18 protein-coding genes are annotated in these 17162 nt (G+C 65.1%); 8 read left to right on the forward strand and 10 right to left on the reverse strand.

The window, feature by feature from the left end; all coding sequences use genetic code 11:
- Positions 1–180: 180 nt before the first annotated feature.
- Positions 181–1113 carry a PRC and DUF2382 domain-containing protein gene (locus tag B841_RS11745; protein WP_020935713.1) on the forward strand — a complete coding sequence of 311 codons (933 nt, stop codon included), beginning with the start codon at positions 181–183 and terminating at the stop codon, positions 1111–1113.
- A 104-nt stretch (positions 1114–1217) separates the two neighbouring features.
- Here B841_RS11745 and B841_RS11750 read toward each other — a convergent pair whose 3' ends face one another.
- The 4 genes from B841_RS11750 to B841_RS11765 form a co-directional block, all read right to left on the reverse strand.
- Positions 1218–2393: an FUSC family protein gene (locus B841_RS11750; protein WP_041632375.1), complete on the reverse strand. Its 1176-nt coding sequence runs from the start codon at positions 2391–2393 to the stop codon at positions 1218–1220.
- Positions 2394–2489: 96 nt separating this feature from the next.
- Positions 2490–3524, reverse strand: a complete 1035-nt coding sequence (gene fbaA / locus B841_RS11755) for a class II fructose-bisphosphate aldolase (protein ID WP_020935715.1) — start codon at positions 3522–3524, stop codon at positions 2490–2492.
- Between the two features lie 217 nt (positions 3525–3741).
- Positions 3742–4920 (reverse strand): DMT family transporter, encoded by a 1179-nt coding sequence (locus B841_RS11760; protein WP_020935716.1) that lies wholly within the window; start codon positions 4918–4920, stop codon positions 3742–3744.
- Between the two features lie 450 nt (positions 4921–5370).
- A complete protein-coding gene (locus tag B841_RS11765) occupies positions 5371–6576 on the reverse strand; it encodes a DMT family transporter (RefSeq protein ID WP_084482047.1) in 1206 nt (401 codons plus the stop codon).
- A gap of 498 nt (positions 6577–7074) precedes the next feature.
- Between B841_RS11765 and B841_RS11770 the strand changes: the two genes are divergently transcribed.
- The 7 genes from B841_RS11770 (at position 7075) to B841_RS11800 (ending at position 12362) form a co-directional block, all read left to right on the forward strand.
- A complete protein-coding gene (locus tag B841_RS11770) occupies positions 7075–7377 on the forward strand; it encodes an urease subunit gamma (RefSeq protein WP_020935718.1) in 303 nt (100 codons plus the stop codon).
- 28 nt (positions 7378–7405) lie between these two features.
- Positions 7406–7717: an urease subunit beta gene (gene ureB / locus B841_RS11775; RefSeq protein WP_020935719.1), complete on the forward strand. Its 312-nt coding sequence runs from the start codon at positions 7406–7408 to the stop codon at positions 7715–7717.
- A gap of 39 nt (positions 7718–7756) precedes the next feature.
- Complete coding sequence (ureC, locus tag B841_RS11780) at positions 7757–9469, forward strand: urease subunit alpha (protein ID WP_020935720.1); 1713 nt, start codon at positions 7757–7759, stop codon at positions 9467–9469.
- A 125-nt stretch (positions 9470–9594) separates the two neighbouring features.
- Positions 9595–10071, forward strand: coding sequence for an urease accessory protein UreE (ureE, locus tag B841_RS11785; protein ID WP_020935721.1), 477 nt, complete (start codon positions 9595–9597; stop codon positions 10069–10071).
- On the forward strand, positions 10052–10786 hold the full coding sequence (locus B841_RS11790) for an urease accessory protein UreF (protein ID WP_041631894.1): 735 nt from the start codon (positions 10052–10054) through the stop codon (positions 10784–10786). The genes ureE and B841_RS11790 overlap by 20 nt, the downstream gene beginning before the upstream one ends.
- 56 nt (positions 10787–10842) lie before the next feature.
- A complete protein-coding gene (gene ureG / locus B841_RS11795; protein WP_020935723.1) occupies positions 10843–11457 on the forward strand; it encodes an urease accessory protein UreG in 615 nt (204 codons plus the stop codon).
- A complete protein-coding gene (locus tag B841_RS11800; RefSeq protein ID WP_020935724.1) occupies positions 11457–12362 on the forward strand; it encodes an urease accessory protein UreD in 906 nt (301 codons plus the stop codon). The genes ureG and B841_RS11800 overlap by 1 nt, the downstream gene beginning before the upstream one ends.
- 14 nt (positions 12363–12376) lie before the next feature.
- Here B841_RS11800 and B841_RS11805 read toward each other — a convergent pair whose 3' ends face one another.
- The 6 genes from B841_RS11805 to B841_RS11830 all read right to left on the reverse strand — a co-directional run bounded on the left by B841_RS11805 (position 12377) and on the right by B841_RS11830 (position 17151).
- The gene (locus B841_RS11805; protein WP_020935725.1) at positions 12377–13579 is read right to left on the reverse strand and encodes a glycoside hydrolase family 76 protein; all 1203 of its coding nucleotides are present in this window, start codon (positions 13577–13579) and stop codon (positions 12377–12379) included.
- A gap of 54 nt (positions 13580–13633) precedes the next feature.
- Positions 13634–14317: a TrmH family RNA methyltransferase gene (locus tag B841_RS11810; protein ID WP_020935726.1), complete on the reverse strand. Its 684-nt coding sequence runs from the start codon at positions 14315–14317 to the stop codon at positions 13634–13636.
- On the reverse strand, positions 14304–14858 hold the full coding sequence (gene pyrE, locus B841_RS11815; RefSeq protein WP_020935727.1) for an orotate phosphoribosyltransferase: 555 nt from the start codon (positions 14856–14858) through the stop codon (positions 14304–14306). The genes B841_RS11810 and pyrE overlap by 14 nt, the downstream gene beginning before the upstream one ends.
- Positions 14859–14975: 117 nt before the next feature.
- Entirely contained in the window at positions 14976–15422 is a 447-nt protein-coding gene (locus B841_RS11820) for a tetratricopeptide repeat protein (RefSeq protein WP_020935728.1), read from the reverse strand.
- Positions 15423–15460: 38 nt separating this feature from the next.
- Positions 15461–15820 carry a hypothetical protein gene (locus tag B841_RS11825; protein WP_020935729.1) on the reverse strand — a complete coding sequence of 120 codons (360 nt, stop codon included), beginning with the start codon at positions 15818–15820 and terminating at the stop codon, positions 15461–15463.
- 35 nt (positions 15821–15855) lie between these two features.
- Entirely contained in the window at positions 15856–17151 is a 1296-nt protein-coding gene (locus tag B841_RS11830) for a type III secretion system chaperone family protein (RefSeq protein WP_020935730.1), read from the reverse strand.
- Positions 17152–17162: the final 11 nt, after the last annotated feature.

The raw sequence follows: 17162 nt of genomic DNA on the forward strand, positions 1-17162 counted from the left end.
CATACGTGCCGTATTTCAAGGCGCGAGTCAGCACTCATATTTACTTGAACAATCATCCATGCAATCTTCAGCGAACGTTCTTAACGTGGTTGGTGTTGGTCGATGAGGCGCACTCAGCGCTTCTCGATCGCAGAATTTAGATACAGCACGAACAACAACTTTTCACTGGAGGAACATCACATGGCTACCAACCGTCAGATCCGCGAACTGCTCGACGCCACCGCTTACGACGTAGACGGCGACAAGCTGGGCAACGTCAAGGAGGTGTACATCAACGACACCACCGGCCAGCCGGATTTCGTTGAGGTCAACCACGGCCTGTTCGGCATGAATTCCTCCCTGGTCCCGCTCCGTGGCCATTCCCTCGCCGGCGAGGACCTGCGCCTGGCATTCAACAAGGACCGCATCAAGGACGCCCCGAACCTGGAGGATGAGGCCCACCTGTCCACCGACGAGCAGCAGTCCCTGTACGCCCACTACGGCCTGGACGCCACTGAAAACGTGACCACCTACGAGCCGGATCACCGCGACCGTGCCGGTCTCACCGACCAGCCCCGCACCGCCGGCGTCGGCGGCGGTGCCGACCAGGACGTCGCCGACGTCAACCGTCCCAACACTGGAGCAGGCTTCGCCACCGGCGCCGGCCTCGAGACGGATGCAGAGCGCGTCGCCGAGGCTGACCGCGTCGCTGACGCCGACCGCAACCGTGTCGCCGGCACCGAGACCGACGGCGTCATCCGTTCTGAGGAGCGCCTGAACGTGGACAAGGACCGCGTCGACGCCGGCGAGGCCCGCCTGCGCAAGTACGTCGTCCACGACACCGAGACCGTCGAGGTCCCGGTCGAGCGCGAAGAGGTCCACGTCGAGCGCACCCCGCTGGACGCCGATGACGCCGCCGCCGTCCGCAACGCCGACCTCGGCGAGGACGAAGCCTCCGTCACCCTCAGCGAAGAGCGCGTGAACGTCTCCAAGGACACCGTCCCGGTGGAGAAGGTCAGCCTGGAAAAGGACACCGTCCGTGACACCGAGACCGTCTCCGAGGACGTCGCCAAGGAGCGCGTCGAGACCGACCTCACCGACGAAGAAGCGGCCCGTCGCCGCGACCGTCGCTAAGCCAGCGACCGGCTGGGCGTAGCACCCCACGGCCCTAGCGCCAGAACCCCTCGGCGGCCTCCACAAGGAGGTCGCCGAGGGGTTCGTTGATTCATCGGGGCGTCTTAAGCGTCGTCCTCCCACACCTCCGGCGGGTAGGCCGGCGTCTCCGACGTCGGGGCCAACACAGCCACCGCAGACTCCCGCGACATGCCGCAGACCTCCAGCAGATCCGAAATGATGGACCGCGACTGCGCCAAGATCACATAAGCGGACAGCACCGACTTGTCGTCCACGACGTCCATGCCCGCTTTCGCCCCCAACGCACGCAACCGGTTGACCAGCTCCGGAATCTCCAGCGCCTCCTCCGACTCATCCTTGCCCTCGAACACGTCGCTCAGCGACAGCGACACCGCCGCCAATTCGTCGAGGATCTCCAACTGCGCTTCACTGACCTCGTCCCGGTCCTCCGTGAGGACCAGCGCCCGCCGGGCCAGAACACGCGCGTTACGGACCATGTTGTCCACCGGGTTGACCGCCCGCTCGAAGTGACGCACGTGCCTGCGCGCACTCCACAGAATCGGCGACAACCGGGACGTCTCCATTCCCGAGCGCGCCGCCGTCTCCATGGCGTTGATGCTGTCCTGCGAACCGCGGGCGGCGGTCAACGCCTCATCGATCTTCTCGACGTCGCGCTCGCGCAGACCGTCAGAGATATCGTCCAACACCGACGAGGCCATCTCCAGCACTTTCGCCGCCTGCTCCCTACCCCGGCGCAGCGGCGCCGACGGGATCAGCGCCGCCGCCGACAAACCGATGAGTGAGCCCACGATGGCGTCCATCGTGCGGTCCAGACCAGTCATCTCCGCACCGGGCGGCATGATCGTGGAAATCAGGATCGCGCCGATGGCGACCTGATTGTTGACCATCTGGGAAGTGGTGACGAACGACGCCAGCGTCAACGACACCGCCACGATGATGGCCAGTTGCCACGCGCCAGGCCCCAGCCACAGGGACAACAAGTCACCGACCAGCACGCCGAGGACACTGCCCAGCGACATGTCCAGCGCCCGTTTGATGCGGTCCACGCCCGACAGCCCGAGAATGATGACCACCGTGATGGGGGCGAAGAACGGCATCTCGTGCCCCAGCAACTGCTGCGCGGCCCAGTAGGCCACGCCCGCCGCGATGGTGATCTGAATGATGGAGATGGCACGTGTCCGCAGGCGGCGCGACCGCGCCTGCAGGGATTGGTCGATGACCTTGAGCCTCTCCCTCGTGCCCATGCGTTGCTTTGCCATGCCCCTGAGCTTATCGCCCCGCAGGAGCTGCGCCATACCCACAGAAAACTCCCCGCCCTCCGTACGGGAAGGCGGGGAGAAATCGCAGTTCGGGTCTTACTTGGAGACGGACTTGCCTGCGGAGTGCAGGTCCTGGCAGGACTCGATGACGCGCTCGGCCATGGACTGCTCAGCCTTCTTGAGGTAGCTGCGCGGGTCGTAGACCTTCTTGTTGCCGACCTCGCCGTCGATCTTCAGCACACCGTCGTAGTTCTGGAACATGTGGCTGACGATCGGGCGGCTGAAGGCGTACTGGGTGTCGGTGTCGACGTTCATCTTGATCACGCCGTAGGACAGCGCCTCCTCGATGTCCTCGACCGACGAGCCGGAACCACCGTGGAAGACCAGGTCGAACGGCTTCGCGCCGGCCTCCAGGCCGGCCTTCTTGACGGCGACGTCCTGGCCCTGGCGCAGGATCTCCGGGCGCAGCTTGACGTTGCCCGGCTTGTACACGCCGTGGACGTTTCCGAAGGTGGCGGCCAGCAGGTAGCGACCCTTCTCACCCAGGCCCAAGGCGTCGACGGTCTTCTCGAAGTCACCCGGGGTGGTGTACATCTTGTCGCCCATCTCGCCGGTCACGCCGTCCTCTTCACCGCCGACGACGCCGATCTCGACCTCGAGGATGATGTTCGCGGCCGTGGACTTCGCCAGCAATTCCTGGGCGATCTCCAGGTTTTCCTCCAGTTCAACGGCGGAGCCGTCCCACATGTGGGATTGGAACAGCGGCAACTGACCGGCGTTGACGCGCTCCTGGGAGATCTCGAGCAGCGGACGCACGAAGGTGTCCAGCTTTTCCTTCTGGCAATGATCCGTGTGCAGGGCGACGTTGATGCCGTAGTGCTTCGCGGCTTCGTGAGCGAAGGCGGCCAAGGCGCTCGCGCCGGCGACCATGTTCTTCACCCCCAGGCCAGAGCCGAACTCGGAGCCACCAGTGGAGAACTGGATGATGCCGTCGGACTCCGCCTCGGCGAAGCCCTTCAGAGCGGCGTTGATCGTCTCGGACGAGGTGCAGTTGATCGCGGGGTAGGCGTAGCCGCCTTCCTTGGCGCGGTCGAGCATCTCGTTGTAGACCTCGGGAGTTGCGATAGGCATATCTATATTCCTCCGTCACATATGCGTGTTGGTGCGTTCAGTGCACAGGTCGCGCCGCCACGTGCAGCGCGTTAATTGTCAGTATGCCTTCTTTAAGGCTGACATGCCCGCCGTCCCCACCCCCTCACCACTGAATGCGGGGAGACGGAAAGCGAAACACGCCGCGTCCAGGTGACGCGGCGTGTTTCTCATCCGATAGAAGTCGAGGGGTCCTCAGCTATTCTTCCCGAGGGGTGCGGGTGTCCGTGCGGATTGTGCCGACCTCCGCGAAGTCCCCTTCTCGGTAACTGGTGGAGTGCTGCTTTTCCAGGCCCACCGGTTTGACGTCCTTGCCCTTGATAAAGAGCTTGTGGACTCCGTTCTGGTATCCCACTGCGCCCAGGACCAGAACCACGCCGACGACCTGGAGAACGGTCGGGATCTCGGCGTAGATGACGGCGGCGATGAAGATCGTGGAGACCGGGGACAGCAGCAGCAGGCCACCGGAGAGCGTGGCGTCCATGTTGGAGGAACCGATCTGGACGAAGGTCCAGGCGATGAACTGACCCAGCACCGCGAGCATGATCATGTTGACCCAGTTCATGGCGTCGATCGGGTCACCGGCCATGGCCTCCGGGTTGACCGTCGGCAGCTCGCCGTCGATCAGGACGCCCTGGGTGAGGTTGAAGCCCTCGCCGCGGATGAGCATCCAGATGATCGGGGCGATGCCCTGGAAGATCGTGACGATGAAGATCGGCTGGACGTACTTGCCCGGGTTGACCACGGTGGCCTTACGCGAGGTGTACAGGTAAGTGCCATAGCAGATGCCGGAGACCAGGCCGGCGACGGTGCCCAGGACTGCGGTCGGGATGCCCCACACCTCGGCGGGGCCGGCGGCGGCCTCGTAGCCCGGCATCAGCATGTCGAACACGCCGCCGACGGCGACGATGCCGACGGCCATGACCGGCAGAACCAACCAGTAGGAGCGGGGGATGCGCTCACGGTCGATGAAGAAGGCCAGCAGCGGCAGGATAATCACCTGCAAGTTCAGCAACACCGACGCAATGCCGGCGCCGACGAAGAAGATCGAGTAGTTCCAGGCCGTGAAGTCGATGCCCAGAATCAAACCGGCGATGGCCGACCAAATGATGCCCGCCTTGTTCAGCCCGCCCTTCTTCTTGTACTCGCGCCAGGCGAAGGGAAGGAAAATGATGATCGGCAGCCAGCAGCGCAGCACCACGGAAGTGGCCGGCTCGAAGTTCGCGCCCTTGACCCAGATCGCGGAGAAAGCGAGGCAGGCGGTGCCGATCAGGAGGATGGCGACGGCCTTGCCGTGGGTCATTTCGTACTTGGGGGCGGTTCCGGCCTCATCTTTGATGGCCGCTGCAGTTGTCCCCGTCGTGTCGGTATAAGACATCAGGTGATCCTGTTTCTCTGAAAGGTGCAGCTCGAATGATTGCACCTTTAAATTTAACCGGCACTCCCGGTGAAAACAATCTCGCAACCAACACTTGCCGCCATCCCCGGCCTGGCCGTGGACCTTTTCGACAGAACCGGGGCCCGCCCCCACGGCCAGCAAACCGGGGAGTGATCCGGCATTTTCCCAGCTTAATAATACCTTTACGCGGGGGTGTCCGAATGGGCACAAGGCACGTGAACATCCAGAACAAGAGGGCAATCCAGGAAAGGTGACATCAATCACACGGGATCCCCTTACCCCTTTCGAGGGGTGGCCTTCATACTTTCGAAGCATGTAGTTCCCCACCCTTCGGCCATCGTGCGAGGTAAAGGAAAGAAAAATAGTGCCGCGTCCGATGACGCGGCACTATTTTCACTTGAGAAGCGGGGATCGTTGACGAGCGACCAACTACCGCTTGTCATCCACCCCTGGAGCAGGGTCCGAGACTGGAGTGGAGCCGGCGGCCCCATCACTTGTAACGGCACCCTCCGGTCGGGAGCCCATCTCCTCCTCCGGGATGCCGTCCGGGGACAGCAGGTCCTTGCGCTCCAGAATCTTGTGCAGGCCATTCTGGTAGGCCACTGCGCCCAGGACCAGAACCACGCCGATCACCTGCAGCATGGTCGGAATCTCGCCGTAGATGATGGCGGCGATGAAGATCGTGGAGACCGGGGACAGCAACAGCAGGCCACCGGCCAAGGTCGGGTTCATGTTGGCGGAGCCGATCTGGACGAAGGTCCAGGCGATGAACTGACCCAGCACCGCGAGCAGGATCATGTTGACCCAGTTCATGGCGTCGATCGGGTCACCGGCCATGGCCTCCGGGTTATCCATCGGCAGCTGGCCGTCGATCAGGACGCCCTGGGTGAAGTTGAAACCCTCGCCGCGGATGAGCATCCAGATGATCGGGGCGATGCCCTGGAAGATGGTGACGATGAAGATCGGCTGGACATACTTGCCCGGGTTGACCACGGTGGCCTTACGGGAAGTGTAGAGGTACGTACCGTAAGCGACACCGGACACCAGGCCCGCCAGAGTGCCCAGCACCGCGGTCGGGATGCCCCACAGCTCGGCGGGGCCGGCGGCAGCCTCGTAGCCCGGCAGCAGCATGTCGAACACGCCGCCGACGGCGACGATGCCGACGGCCATGACCGGAAGAACGAACCAGTAGTTGGCCGGGACGCGCTCACGGTCGATGAAGAAGGCCAGCAGCGGCAGGATGATCACCTGCAAGTTCAGCAGCACCGACGCAATGCCGGCGCCGACGAAGAAGATCGAGTAGTTCCAGGCCGTGAAGTCGATGCCCAGAATCAAACCGGCGATGGCCGACCAGACGAAACCGGCCTTGTTGAGCCCACCCTTCTTCTTGTACTCGCGCCAGGCGAAGGGAAGGAAAATGATGATCGGCAGCCAGCAGCGCAGCACCACGGAAGTGGCCGGCTCGAAGTTCGCGCCCTTGACCCAGATCGCGGAGAAAGCGAGGCAGGCCGTACCGATCAGCAGGATCAGCACGGCCTTGCCGTGGCTCATTTCGTACTTGGGGGTGTACCGCTCCGGCAAGGCCTTCCCACCGGACTTCGGTGAAGCAGCCCCCGTATTCGTTGCGTCAGACATGAGGAAACCTACTTAATCCCATAGAGGTGAACCAGTTTTGTATGTTGAAGCTGGTTGGCTCCGCCATTGCAAATATCCTCCTCGTAATCGACTCGCCCCATGCGGGACAGTTCAGCGGTGGCCAAGGTGCATTCGGACGCCCGTTCACTTCGGCGACCGTGTCCCGCAGGACCCTAACCAACGCCGAGAGCGGACGCACGCCCGATCCACATAATGCCGACAGTAGCTTAAAGCTCATTGGTCTCGCACGGGAGAATATTCCCTCCTTAAAGCATGATTTTTCATTAGAGTGGGAAACACCGGCCAGTGTTGAGGACACGCGCGGGGCCCGCGACAGCCGGATCAGGGCTTTGGGCCTCCGCACCCGGCAGAACAACTACACACCGCGATCCGCCTTCATTCAACGGCCATTGTGCTATAAGTAGTACTTAAGCCGGACTTACCAGGACTAAAGGCCGGATCCCGAGCGTCAAGCAGTGTCAAACTAAAAGGAGAGACATGCACCTCACCGCACGTGAGCAGGAGAAACTGCTCATCACCGTTGCCGCCGATGTTGCCCGCCGCCGCAAGGAGCGGGGAGTCAAACTCAACCACCCTGAAGCGGTCGCCTACATCACCTCCGAACTCATGGAGGGCGCCCGCGACGGCAAGACCGTCGCCGAGCTCATGAGCTCCGGCGCCGAGATTCTGTCCAAGGACGACGTCATGGACGGCGTCGCCGAAATGATCGACGACGTTCAGGTCGAGGTCACGTTCCCGGACGGCACCAAGCTCGTCACCGTGCACGACCCGATCCGCTAACCATTTCGACATACTGGAGGAAATTACAGTGATCCCCGGCGAATACTTCGTCAACGCAGACGAAACCATCATCGGCAATGAGGGCCGCGAGGCCGTCTCCATCGACATCGTCAACACCGGCGACCGCCCGATCCAGGTCGGCTCCCACTTCCACTTCGCAGAGGTCAACGACTCCGTCGAGTTCGACCGCGAGGCCGCCCGCGGCAAGCGCCTGGATATTCCGTCCGGCACCGCAGTCCGCCTGGAGCCGGGTGACAAGCGCAGCGTCAACCTCGTCGACTTCGGCGGCGCCCGCGAGGTCCACGGCTTCAACGATCAGGTCAACGGACCGATCAACTAACCCGTTCAGTAGACCGGAACCATAGGAGAACTTAGATAAATGTCTTTCGAGATCTCTCGCAAGCAGTACGCAGACCTCTACGGTCCGACCACCGGCGACGGTGTGCGCCTGGCCGACACTGATCTGGTCGCTCGCGTGGAAAAGGACCTGACCAACTACGGCGAAGAAGTCACCTTCGGCGGCGGCAAGAGCATCCGTGACGGCATGGGCCAGAACGGCCGCCTCACCCGTGACGAAGGCGTGCCGGACACCGTCATCACCCGCGCCCTCATCATCGACCACACCGGCGTGTACAAGGCCGACATCGGCATCACCGACGGCCGCATCTCCGGCATCGGCAAGGCCGGCAACCCGGACGTCCAAGACGACATCGACATCCCGGTCGGCGTCAACACCGAAATCATCGCCGGTGAGCACCACATCATCACCGCCGGTGGCCTGGACACCCACATCCACTACATCTCCCCGGATCAGGCGGAGACCGCCCTGGACAACGGCGTGACCACCTTCATCGGCGGCGGCACCGGGCCGTCCGTGGGCACCAAGGCCACCACCATCACCCCGGGCGAGTGGCACATCCAGCGCATGATCGAGGCCACTGCGGACCTGCCGATCAACGTCGGCTTCCTGGGCAAGGGCCACGCCTCCACCCTCAAGCCGCTGGAGGACCAGATCCGCGCCGGCGCCATCGGCCTGAAGGTCCACGAGGACTGGGGCTCGACCGCGTCCTCGATCAACCGTTCCCTGGAGGCCGCGGACAACCTCGACGTCCAGATCGCCATCCACACGGACACCCTCAACGAGGGCGGCTACGTGGACAACACGATCGACGCCATCGCCGGTCGAGTCATCCACACCTACCACACCGAGGGCGCCGGCGGCGGTCACGCACCGGACATCCTCAAGCTGGCGGGCCTGCCGAACATCATGCCGGCGTCGACCAACCCGACCCTGCCGTACACCACGAACACCATCGACGAGCACCTCGACATGCTCATGGTGTGCCACCACCTGAACCCGGATCTGCCGGAGGACGTCGCCTTCGCCGACTCCCGCATCCGCGGCGCCACCATCGGCGCCGAGGACGTCCTGCACGACCTGGGCATCTTCTCCATCACCTCCTCCGACTCCCAGGCCATGGGCCGCGTCGGTGAAGTCGTCCTGCGCACCTGGCAGGTCGCAGACAAGATGAAGAAGCAGCGTGGCGCGGCCGAGGGCGACTCCGCCGACAACGACAACAACCGCATCAAGCGCTACGTCTCCAAGTACACGATCAACCCGGCCCTCACCCACGGCGTCGCCCACGAGGTCGGCTCCGTGGAGGTCGGCAAGTTCGCCGACCTGGTCATCTGGCAGCCGAAGTTCTTCGGCGTCAAGCCGCACATGGTGATCAAGGGCGGGCAGATCGTCCGCAGCGAGATGGGCGACTCCAACGGTTCCATCCCGACCCCGCAGCCGGTGTCCTACCGCAACAGCTGGGGATCCAAGGGCGACGCGGTGTACTCCTCCAGCCTGACCTTCCTGTCGCAGTCCTCCATCGAGGACGGCGTTCCGGAGAAGCTGGGCATGAAGCGTGCCTACGCCGCAGTCAAGGACATCCGCGAGCTGAAGAAGTCCGACCTGAAGTTCAACGGCGCGACCCCGAACATCGAGGTCGACCCGCAGACCTACGAAGTTCGCGTCGACGGCGAACTGATCATGTCTGAGCCGGTCGACACCGTGCCGATGGGCCAGCGCTACTTCCTGTTCTAAAGCCCTGTCCTAAGTAATGCACCCCGTGTCTTGCCCCTCAGGGCCGGACCGTGGTGCATTCTTTTTCTCTCCCTCACGTCGATGCGCCCAGCATCGACGTCATAACCCCGAAAGGAGTCCGTTCGATGCTCATCACCGACATCCTCGGTACTCGATCAGATTTATCTGCCGAGGAGCTGTCCGCGCTCACCGAGGAACGCCTCGTCCTCGACAACCTCGAGTTGACGAAGCGTATCCAGCGCGGCACTACGGACGCTGGCCGTGAGATCGGCCTGCGCCTGCCGTCGTCCATCCGTGAACTGCGCGACGGAGACGTCCTCCACCGCGACGAGACGACGCTGATCACCGTCCAGGCGGCTCCCACCGACGTCATCGTGATCAAGCCGATCTCGACCTACGAGATGGGGGTGGTCGCCCATTCGCTGGGCAACCGTCACTTGCAGGCCCAGTTCTTCGACGCGGACTCCGAGTACGGGCAGCCGGTGATGGTCGTGCAGTACGACCACACCGTCGAGCACCACCTCGACCACCTCGAGGTCGCCTACAGCCGCGAAGACCGTGTGATGCCGGAGGCTTTCCGCCATGCAGAACACTCCCACTAACCCGATGGAGCTCAGCGGCGGCAACGCGGCCCTGCTGACCATGCTCCACCTGACGGACTCCGCGCTGCCCACCGGCGGCTTCGCCCACTCCTTCGGCATGGAGACCTACCTGAATCGCGATCTCGTCGACTCGGCGGACTCCTACTCCCAGTGGCTGTACGCGTACCTGCGTCAGGCCTGCTACAACGACGCGCTCATCGCCAAGCTCTCCGCCGACGCCGTGTCCCTTCCCACCGAAGATGCACAGGAGACGCTCGCCGAGCTCGACGCGCTCGCCCACGCCACCCTCGTCTCGCGCCAGGTGCGCGAAGCGAATAAGTCGATGGGCAAGCGCATGTGCAAAATCATCGCGATCGCCGTGCCCGACCACCCGCTGGTCACCTGGTACGTCGAGCAGGTCCAGTCCGGCAAGCTGCACGGTTGCCCAGCGCTGGGCCACGGGCTCGCGCTGGCGGCCGCCGGCATGCCCACCGACCTGGCCACCCGCAGCTACCTCATGCAGCTGGCCGCGTCGCTGACCCAGAACGCCATCCGCGGCATCCCCATCGGCCAAGACGCCGGGCAGCGGGTGCTCGTCGGCGCCTACCCGGTCATCGATGAGTGCCTCGGCGTCATCAACGGGCTGGGGCTCCTCGACGTCGGCTCCACCGCCCCGGGCCTCGAGGTCGCGCAAATGCAGCACGAAGCACAGCGTTCCCGAATGTTCATGTCCTAATATCGGGCAAAACCGAACGCGATAAACCACAACGCACACCCAAGAAAGGCATCATCATGGAACCCATCAAAATTGGCATCGGCGGCCCCGTCGGCTCCGGCAAGACTCAGCTCATCGAGCGTCTGACGCGTGCTCTGGACGGCGAAGTCTCCGCCGCCGCGATCACCAACGACATCTACACCCTCGAGGACGCCAAGATCCTGGCCTCCAACTCGGTGCTGCCGGAAAACCGCATCATCGGCGTGGAGACCGGCGGCTGCCCGCACACCGCCATCCGTGAGGACACGTCGATGAACGACGCCGCCTACGAAGAGATGCTGGAGCGCCACCCGGACCTCGAGGTCGTGTTCATCGAGTCCGGCGGCGACAACCTGTCGGCCACCTTCTCCCCCGAGCTGGTCGACTTCTCGATCTACATCATCGACGTCGCCCAGGGCGAGAAGATTCCGCGCAAGGCCGGTCAGGGCATGATCAAGTCTGACCTTTTCGTCATCAACAAGACCGACCTGGCCCCCTACGTCGGCGCCGACCTGTCCGTCATGGAGGCCGACTCCAAGAAGTTCCGCGGCGACAAGCCCTTCGCGATGACCAACCTGAAGACCGACGACGGTCTGCAGCAGATCATCGACTGGCTGAAGAAGGACGTGCTGATGAAGGATCTGGTCGGTTAATGCCGAACGCCACGACCACCACCATCGACACGGAGCCGCGCAGCCTCCGGAAACTGCACACGATGCGCGCACCCGTCGGCAAGCTCGATCTGGACATCGCGCACCGGCACGGCAAGTCGGTGGCCCGCCACCAGTACCACGAAGGTGCGCTGCGCGTCATGCGCCCGCACTACCTCGACGACACCGGGCAGGTCTACTACACGATCATCAACCCGGGCGGCGCCTACTTCGCCGGCGACGACTACCACTTCAACATCAACGTTGAAGAAGGCGCGTCGATGCTGCTCACCGGCCAGTCCGCCACGAAGATCTACAAGACCCCGGGCAACTACTCGCTGCAGGACTTCGACGTCGAGCTCGGCCCCGACGCAGTCCTCGAGTACATTCCGGACCAGTTGATAGCCTACGAGGACGCCACCTACGAGCAGCACATGCGGGTGCGCATGCACCCGAGCGCGTCTTTCCTCACCGCGGAGATCGTCACCCCGGGCTGGGCGCCGGACGGCACCTTGTTCCGCTACGACGAGATCCGGATGCGCACCGCCATCGAGGTCGGCGAGCAGCTCGCGGTCGTCGATAATCTCCTGCTGCGCCCGGGTGACGGGACCTTGAGTTCCGACTCCCTGCTGTACCTGGAGGATCAGACCCACTTCGCCTCCTTGCTGGCGGTGGATCACCGCATCGACCAGACCCTGGTCGAGGAGCTACGCGAGGTCATGGACGAGCATGCGGCGAATTACGCCCAGACCGTCCATCACGGGATCACGCTGATCGACGGCCCGGGCCTGGCGGTCCGTGCCATCGGTTCCTACACCGAGGACCTCTATGGCCTGGTGACCGTGATCGGCAACGAGCTGCGCTCCCGCTTCCGCGGGCAGGGCCCGTTGCACCTGCGCAAGTACTAGCGCAGCTTCGTGCGTCAGCGCTGGCCGGCCTCGGCCTGGCCGGCGCTGACCCTGGCGGCCGCCTCGATGAGCATCCAGCCCGACAGCTGCACCGACAGGTCCCGCTCGTCGATGCGTACGCCGCCGACGGCTTCGGACAGCTTCGCCGGGCCGAGACCGTAGTTGTGCGGCAGGCGCGCGCCTTCCGTCCAGTCGGTCGCGAACACCGGCAGGCCGTCGACCTCCAGGCGGTGGTTCCACACCGACGCCGCAGAGGCCATCACCAGTTGCGCCGCCACTTTCTTCGTCGCCCGGTTCGCCGGCGAATCGGCCGGCAACCGCACCGCCACATCCGCCAGGTACCGCGCCAGGATGCCCTTGAACAGGCCCCCGTCCCCGTCGCCGGTGTCCCAGTCGATGACCCGCCCCGGGGTCGCCATGTGCGTGGCCACGGCCTGCACCACCCCACGGATGCGAGTGATGAAGCGCATGGCGTCGTCGATGCGTTCCGCGTCGTGGACGCCGGTGATGCTCTCGGTGTGGCTGAATCCCGCCCGTTCCCGCAGTTCCAGGGCGATCTCCAGGCACGCCCCCAACGCGGTGCCCTGGTTGTACGGATGGATGTCGGTCACCGTCTCCGGACCGTGCATGCGCATGCGCAGGCCGTCCATGACCAGCCCTTGCTCGTCGAGGAGATTGTCGAAGATCCAGTCCACGACGGAGACCGCCTGATCCAGGCGGCCGGTGCGTGCCATCATGATCGCGGCCGGGCCGTTGGACGGGACGTTGTAGAACGTCTCCCCCGCCCGCCACGGCAGCACTCTCGTGAGCGCGTCGATGCCGGAGATCACGTCGAACTCCAGGTCGGCGAGCTGCTTCGGGACGGCGACGTTCTTGAGTTTCCCGGCGCGCGCCAACGCCAGCGCCATCCAGGCTTTGTCGTCGTAGTATTTGTTGCTGGACAACTTGCCGCCCTGTCGCAGGCCGATGCCGCGGACGGTGTTGTTGACGATGGCGTGACGGGCCTTGGTGCGACGGCGGATCGCCGCGTCGACGAGGCAATCCAGGTAGTGGGCCTGCCACCAGTAGTGCCAGTGGACGAACACCTTTTCTTTCGACACGGGCGGCCAGCTGACCACGGCGAGGTTCGTCCTGGGCAGTCCCCAGACACGGGCGGAATGCCGGTCGTTGATGGCGCTTTCAGCGAGGTCAGCGCGGTGGGCCCATGTTTCGTGCACGTTGTTGTCGTCGCTCCTGGTTCGTGGTTCGTTACTCCATCGTAACGAAAGCACTCACCAGGAGGAGGACAAATCGGCGTGCTGCCGCACCCAGGTGTGCATGGCGACGCCGGCGGCCACGCCCGCGTTGATCGAGCGCGTCGACCCGAATTGCGCGATGGAGCACGTCATCAGGGAGCCTGCTTGCGCTTCGGGAGAGACGCCGGGGCCTTCCTGGCCGAACAGCAGCAGGCACTCGCGGGGCAATTCGGCGGTTTCTAGGGGGATTGCGCCCGGGGTGTTGTCGATGGCGACGACGGTCAGGTCGTTGCGCAGCGCCCAGACCAGCAACGAGTGCACGTCCGGGTGGTGCATCAGGTGTTGGTAACGGTCGGTGACCATGGCTCCGCGCCGGTTCCATCGGCGGCGGCCGACGATGTGGACGGTGTCCACGGCGAAAGCGTTGGCGGTGCGTACGACGGTGCCGATGTTGGCGTCGTTCTCGAAGTTCTCGATCGCGATGTGCAGCGGGTGCCGTCGGGTATCGATGTCTGCGACGATCGCCTCGCGCGTCCAGTAGCGATACGGGTCCACGACGTTGCGGCGATCGCCTTCGTCCAGTAACTCCGGGTCATAGCGCTCATCGACGGGCCGCGGCGTCCCCGGGTGTTCCTGCTCCCACGGGCCCACCCCGTGGCGCCCCTCGCCCCACTCGGTGGGGCCCTTCTCCTCTGTCGCCGGGTCGTTATGCGAGGTCAAGGTCGTCCAATCCCAGCAGGTAGCGGTACTCGATACCTTCGGCTTCGATGACGTCGCCGGCGCCGGTGGCCCGGTCCACCACGGTGGCCACGCCCACGACCTCGGCGCCGGCCTCACGCAGCGCGTGGACCGCGGTCAACGGGGAGTTGCCCGTGGTGGTGGTGTCCTCGACCACGAGGACCTTCTCGCCCACGATGTTCGGGCCCTCGACGCGGCGCTGCATGCCGTGCTTCTTGGCTTCCTTGCGCACCACGAAAGCGTTGATCGGGCGGCCGTCGGCGTGCATCACGGAGGCGGCCACCGGGTCGGCGCCGAGGGTCAACCCGCCGACGGCGACGTAGTCCCAGTCGGCGGTGAGCTCTCGCAGCAGCGCGCCGATCAAGCGGGAGGCCTCGTGGTGCAGGGTGGCCCGGCGCAGGTCGACGTAGTAGTCGGCTTCCTTGCCGGAGGACAGCGTGACGCGGCCGTGCACGACGGCGTGCTCCTTGACCAGTTCGGCAAGCTGCTGCAACTGATCGGTATCGACCTGTGGTGCGCTCATGGGGCAAACTCCTCATCGGGGTGCGGGATGTCGTATCTGCCTCTGCAGCCTAGTGGGCGGGCCGGCGTGGGCCGTGAATGTGGCGCGACTATGCGCGCGCATAGTCGAGCGGCGCCGTCACTGAAAGGTGGCGTTGGCCAGGCGGCGACGGGCCCGCTCCACCGCCGGATCCTGTGGCTCCACCAGGGTGAGCAGCTCCAGGATGCGCTGCCGCACGGGAGCGACGTCGTCTTTCGGAAGGCTCTCCACCAACGCGGAGAGCCGATCCACCGCATCGGCGGGCTGGTCGAAGAGCACCAGCACGTCGGCGGCGTCCAAGGCTTTCGCCACGTGCTGCGGCGCCGCGTCCGAGCGGCCGATCGGGTCGGTGGACCGGTCGATGTTTTCGGCGCGGACCAGCACGGACACGGCGGCGTGCGCGCGCAGCAGGGTGGGGTCCTGCGGGGCGTCGGTAAGCAGCTGCTCGTAGAGGGCGACGGCGTCGCCGAAGCGTCCCGTCTGCACCGCTTCAGCGGCGCTGAGCAGTCGGGCGTCGGGCTCCGGGGAATCAGAAGCAGGGCACATGGGTGTCGATCCTAAAGGGTTTTGCTCAAGCCGTGAGTTCACGCGCGGCGGATGAGCATGTGTTTCATCGCCTCGACCCGGTCCGCGGCCAGGGGATCTGTCCGTCCTGGCTTGAGCATCTCCAATGGGTCAGGGTGGTGGGAAGGAGAACGGTGGAGCTCGTCGAGGAGCTCGGTCACGGGCACTGACGAAGGGATGGTCTCGTCGCCCCCTGCCCCCACCCTGCTCAGCTGAAACCGCCCGCTGTCGCGTACTGCGACCAGCAAGAACCTGATCTGGTTCTCAGCGACGTGAAACGGGTTGACGCCCAGCGTGCCGAGGGCCGTGGCCGCTGAAAGCGGAGAGCTCGTTCGCTCCATCTCCGCCAAAAGAAGTCCGACCGCCTCATCTGCTGTCATGCCCCCACGCTAACAACGGCGGCGAGGCCCGACCTCTAATCCCCGAAGATCGACGGTCCGCGGTCCTGCCGGCGCGGCATCCGCGTCGGGTCGGAGGCGCTGGGGCCGCGGCCGTCGGCGATGGCGTCGACCTCGTCCCCGCCGAGGCTGCTCGGTTCCACGACGCCGCGAGCCTGCGGCCGGGACCGGCTGGGCAACTCCAGGGGCTCGTCGGGGCGCGACACTGGTGGCGCGGACGACGGTTCGGACACGTCCGGTCGTTGATCCGCGTCGACGCCGCCTGCGAAGGACGCGTCCACGGGCAGCGGCTCCATGTGCCGCGAGGGCGTGAAGTCGGCGATCTTCAGCTCCGGCTCCGTGCCGCCGCGGGGCGGCAGAACTCGCGCGGCGTCGGCGATCAGCGCCAGCGGCGCCAGCATCTCGTCCCAGTCCTCGGCTTTGGTGCCGCGCACCGTCTGTGCGAGCACCCAGTCCGATTCCAGCCAGACGGCGGTGACGATCTCGGGGAAGGTCCCCAGCGCCATGCGGACCCTGCTGTCCAGGAAGCGCCGAGCGGTGTTCGCCATCGTGCCGTAGACGTTGAACCCCTCCACCTGGTCGACCAGCACGAGGTCGCCCTCGCCCACGGTGCCCGCCGACAGGTCCTCGCGGCGGAAATCGACCACCGTGTCGGAGGCGGCGCCGGTGCGCATGGCCATGACGTTGATCCCGCCCAAGTCCATCAGGAGCAGTTCGTGGCCGAAGGCGTCGCCGATGACGATGTCGCGGGCGGGGGCCCCGGTCGCCGCCGCGCCCCGACGCCACTCGTCGACCAGGTATTCGTCGGTGCGGGTGAAGGTGAAGCCACGCTCCTCCGCCCAGGACTTGCGTTCCCGGCGGGTCGCGCCCGGAAGCTGCAGCCCGGAGGCGCGGGACGAGGCGGTGGTTTTCGCGGTCGGCTTGACGGCCGGTTCCGCTTCTGGTTCTGCCTCCGGCTCTGGAACGGGCTCGTCCTTCGGCGTTGGTGTGTCCGCCTTCGGCTCCGGCTCTGGGTGCGGCTCCTGCGCTGGAGGGGCTGCCATCACAGGACGTGCGGGCGCCGGCGGTCCCGGGGTGGGTTCTTCTTCAGCCGCGGTCGGCTCGGCCGACGGGGCAGGCGCGGTGGGGGCCACGTCGTCGCTGGCCTCGTCCGCTTCCACGGGGCCCGCCGCAGGCCCGGAGTGGGCGGCGTCAGTCGCGGCCGGGGTGCTCTCGTCTGTGGTCGCGGCAGCGCGTTGCCGCGCGTCGAGGTACCACAGGGCGACTCCCGCCACGGCGGCTAAGAGTGCGAGTGCGAGCAGTAGATAAGCCACGTCTCACGACC

Origin of the sequence: Corynebacterium maris DSM 45190 (assembly GCF_000442645.1) — a bacterium.
GTDB classification, from domain to species: Bacteria; Actinomycetota; Actinomycetes; order Mycobacteriales; family Mycobacteriaceae; genus Corynebacterium; species Corynebacterium maris.

Excerpts from the sequence above, each read along its gene's own strand:
- B841_RS11745 (WP_020935713.1), top strand. The coding sequence starts at position 181 with ATGGCTACCAACCGTCAGATCCGCGAACTGCTCGACGCCACCGCTTAC.
- B841_RS11750 (WP_041632375.1), bottom strand. The coding sequence starts at position 2,393 with ATGGCAAAGCAACGCATGGGCACGAGGGAGAGGCTCAAGGTCATCGAC.
- fbaA (WP_020935715.1), bottom strand. The coding sequence starts at position 3,524 with ATGCCTATCGCAACTCCCGAGGTCTACAACGAGATGCTCGACCGCGCC.
- B841_RS11760 (WP_020935716.1), bottom strand. The coding sequence starts at position 4,920 with ATGTCTTATACCGACACGACGGGGACAACTGCAGCGGCCATCAAAGAT.
- B841_RS11765 (WP_084482047.1), bottom strand. The coding sequence starts at position 6,576 with ATGTCTGACGCAACGAATACGGGGGCTGCTTCACCGAAGTCCGGTGGG.
- B841_RS11770 (WP_020935718.1), top strand. The coding sequence starts at position 7,075 with ATGCACCTCACCGCACGTGAGCAGGAGAAACTGCTCATCACCGTTGCC.
- ureC (WP_020935720.1), top strand. The coding sequence starts at position 7,757 with ATGTCTTTCGAGATCTCTCGCAAGCAGTACGCAGACCTCTACGGTCCG.
- ureE (WP_020935721.1), top strand. The coding sequence starts at position 9,595 with ATGCTCATCACCGACATCCTCGGTACTCGATCAGATTTATCTGCCGAG.
- B841_RS11790 (WP_041631894.1), top strand. The coding sequence starts at position 10,052 with ATGCAGAACACTCCCACTAACCCGATGGAGCTCAGCGGCGGCAACGCG.
- ureG (WP_020935723.1), top strand. The coding sequence starts at position 10,843 with ATGGAACCCATCAAAATTGGCATCGGCGGCCCCGTCGGCTCCGGCAAG.
- B841_RS11800 (WP_020935724.1), top strand. The coding sequence starts at position 11,457 with ATGCCGAACGCCACGACCACCACCATCGACACGGAGCCGCGCAGCCTC.
- pyrE (WP_020935727.1), bottom strand. The coding sequence starts at position 14,858 with ATGAGCGCACCACAGGTCGATACCGATCAGTTGCAGCAGCTTGCCGAA.
- B841_RS11820 (WP_020935728.1), bottom strand. The coding sequence starts at position 15,422 with ATGTGCCCTGCTTCTGATTCCCCGGAGCCCGACGCCCGACTGCTCAGC.
- B841_RS11825 (WP_020935729.1), bottom strand. The coding sequence starts at position 15,820 with ATGACAGCAGATGAGGCGGTCGGACTTCTTTTGGCGGAGATGGAGCGA.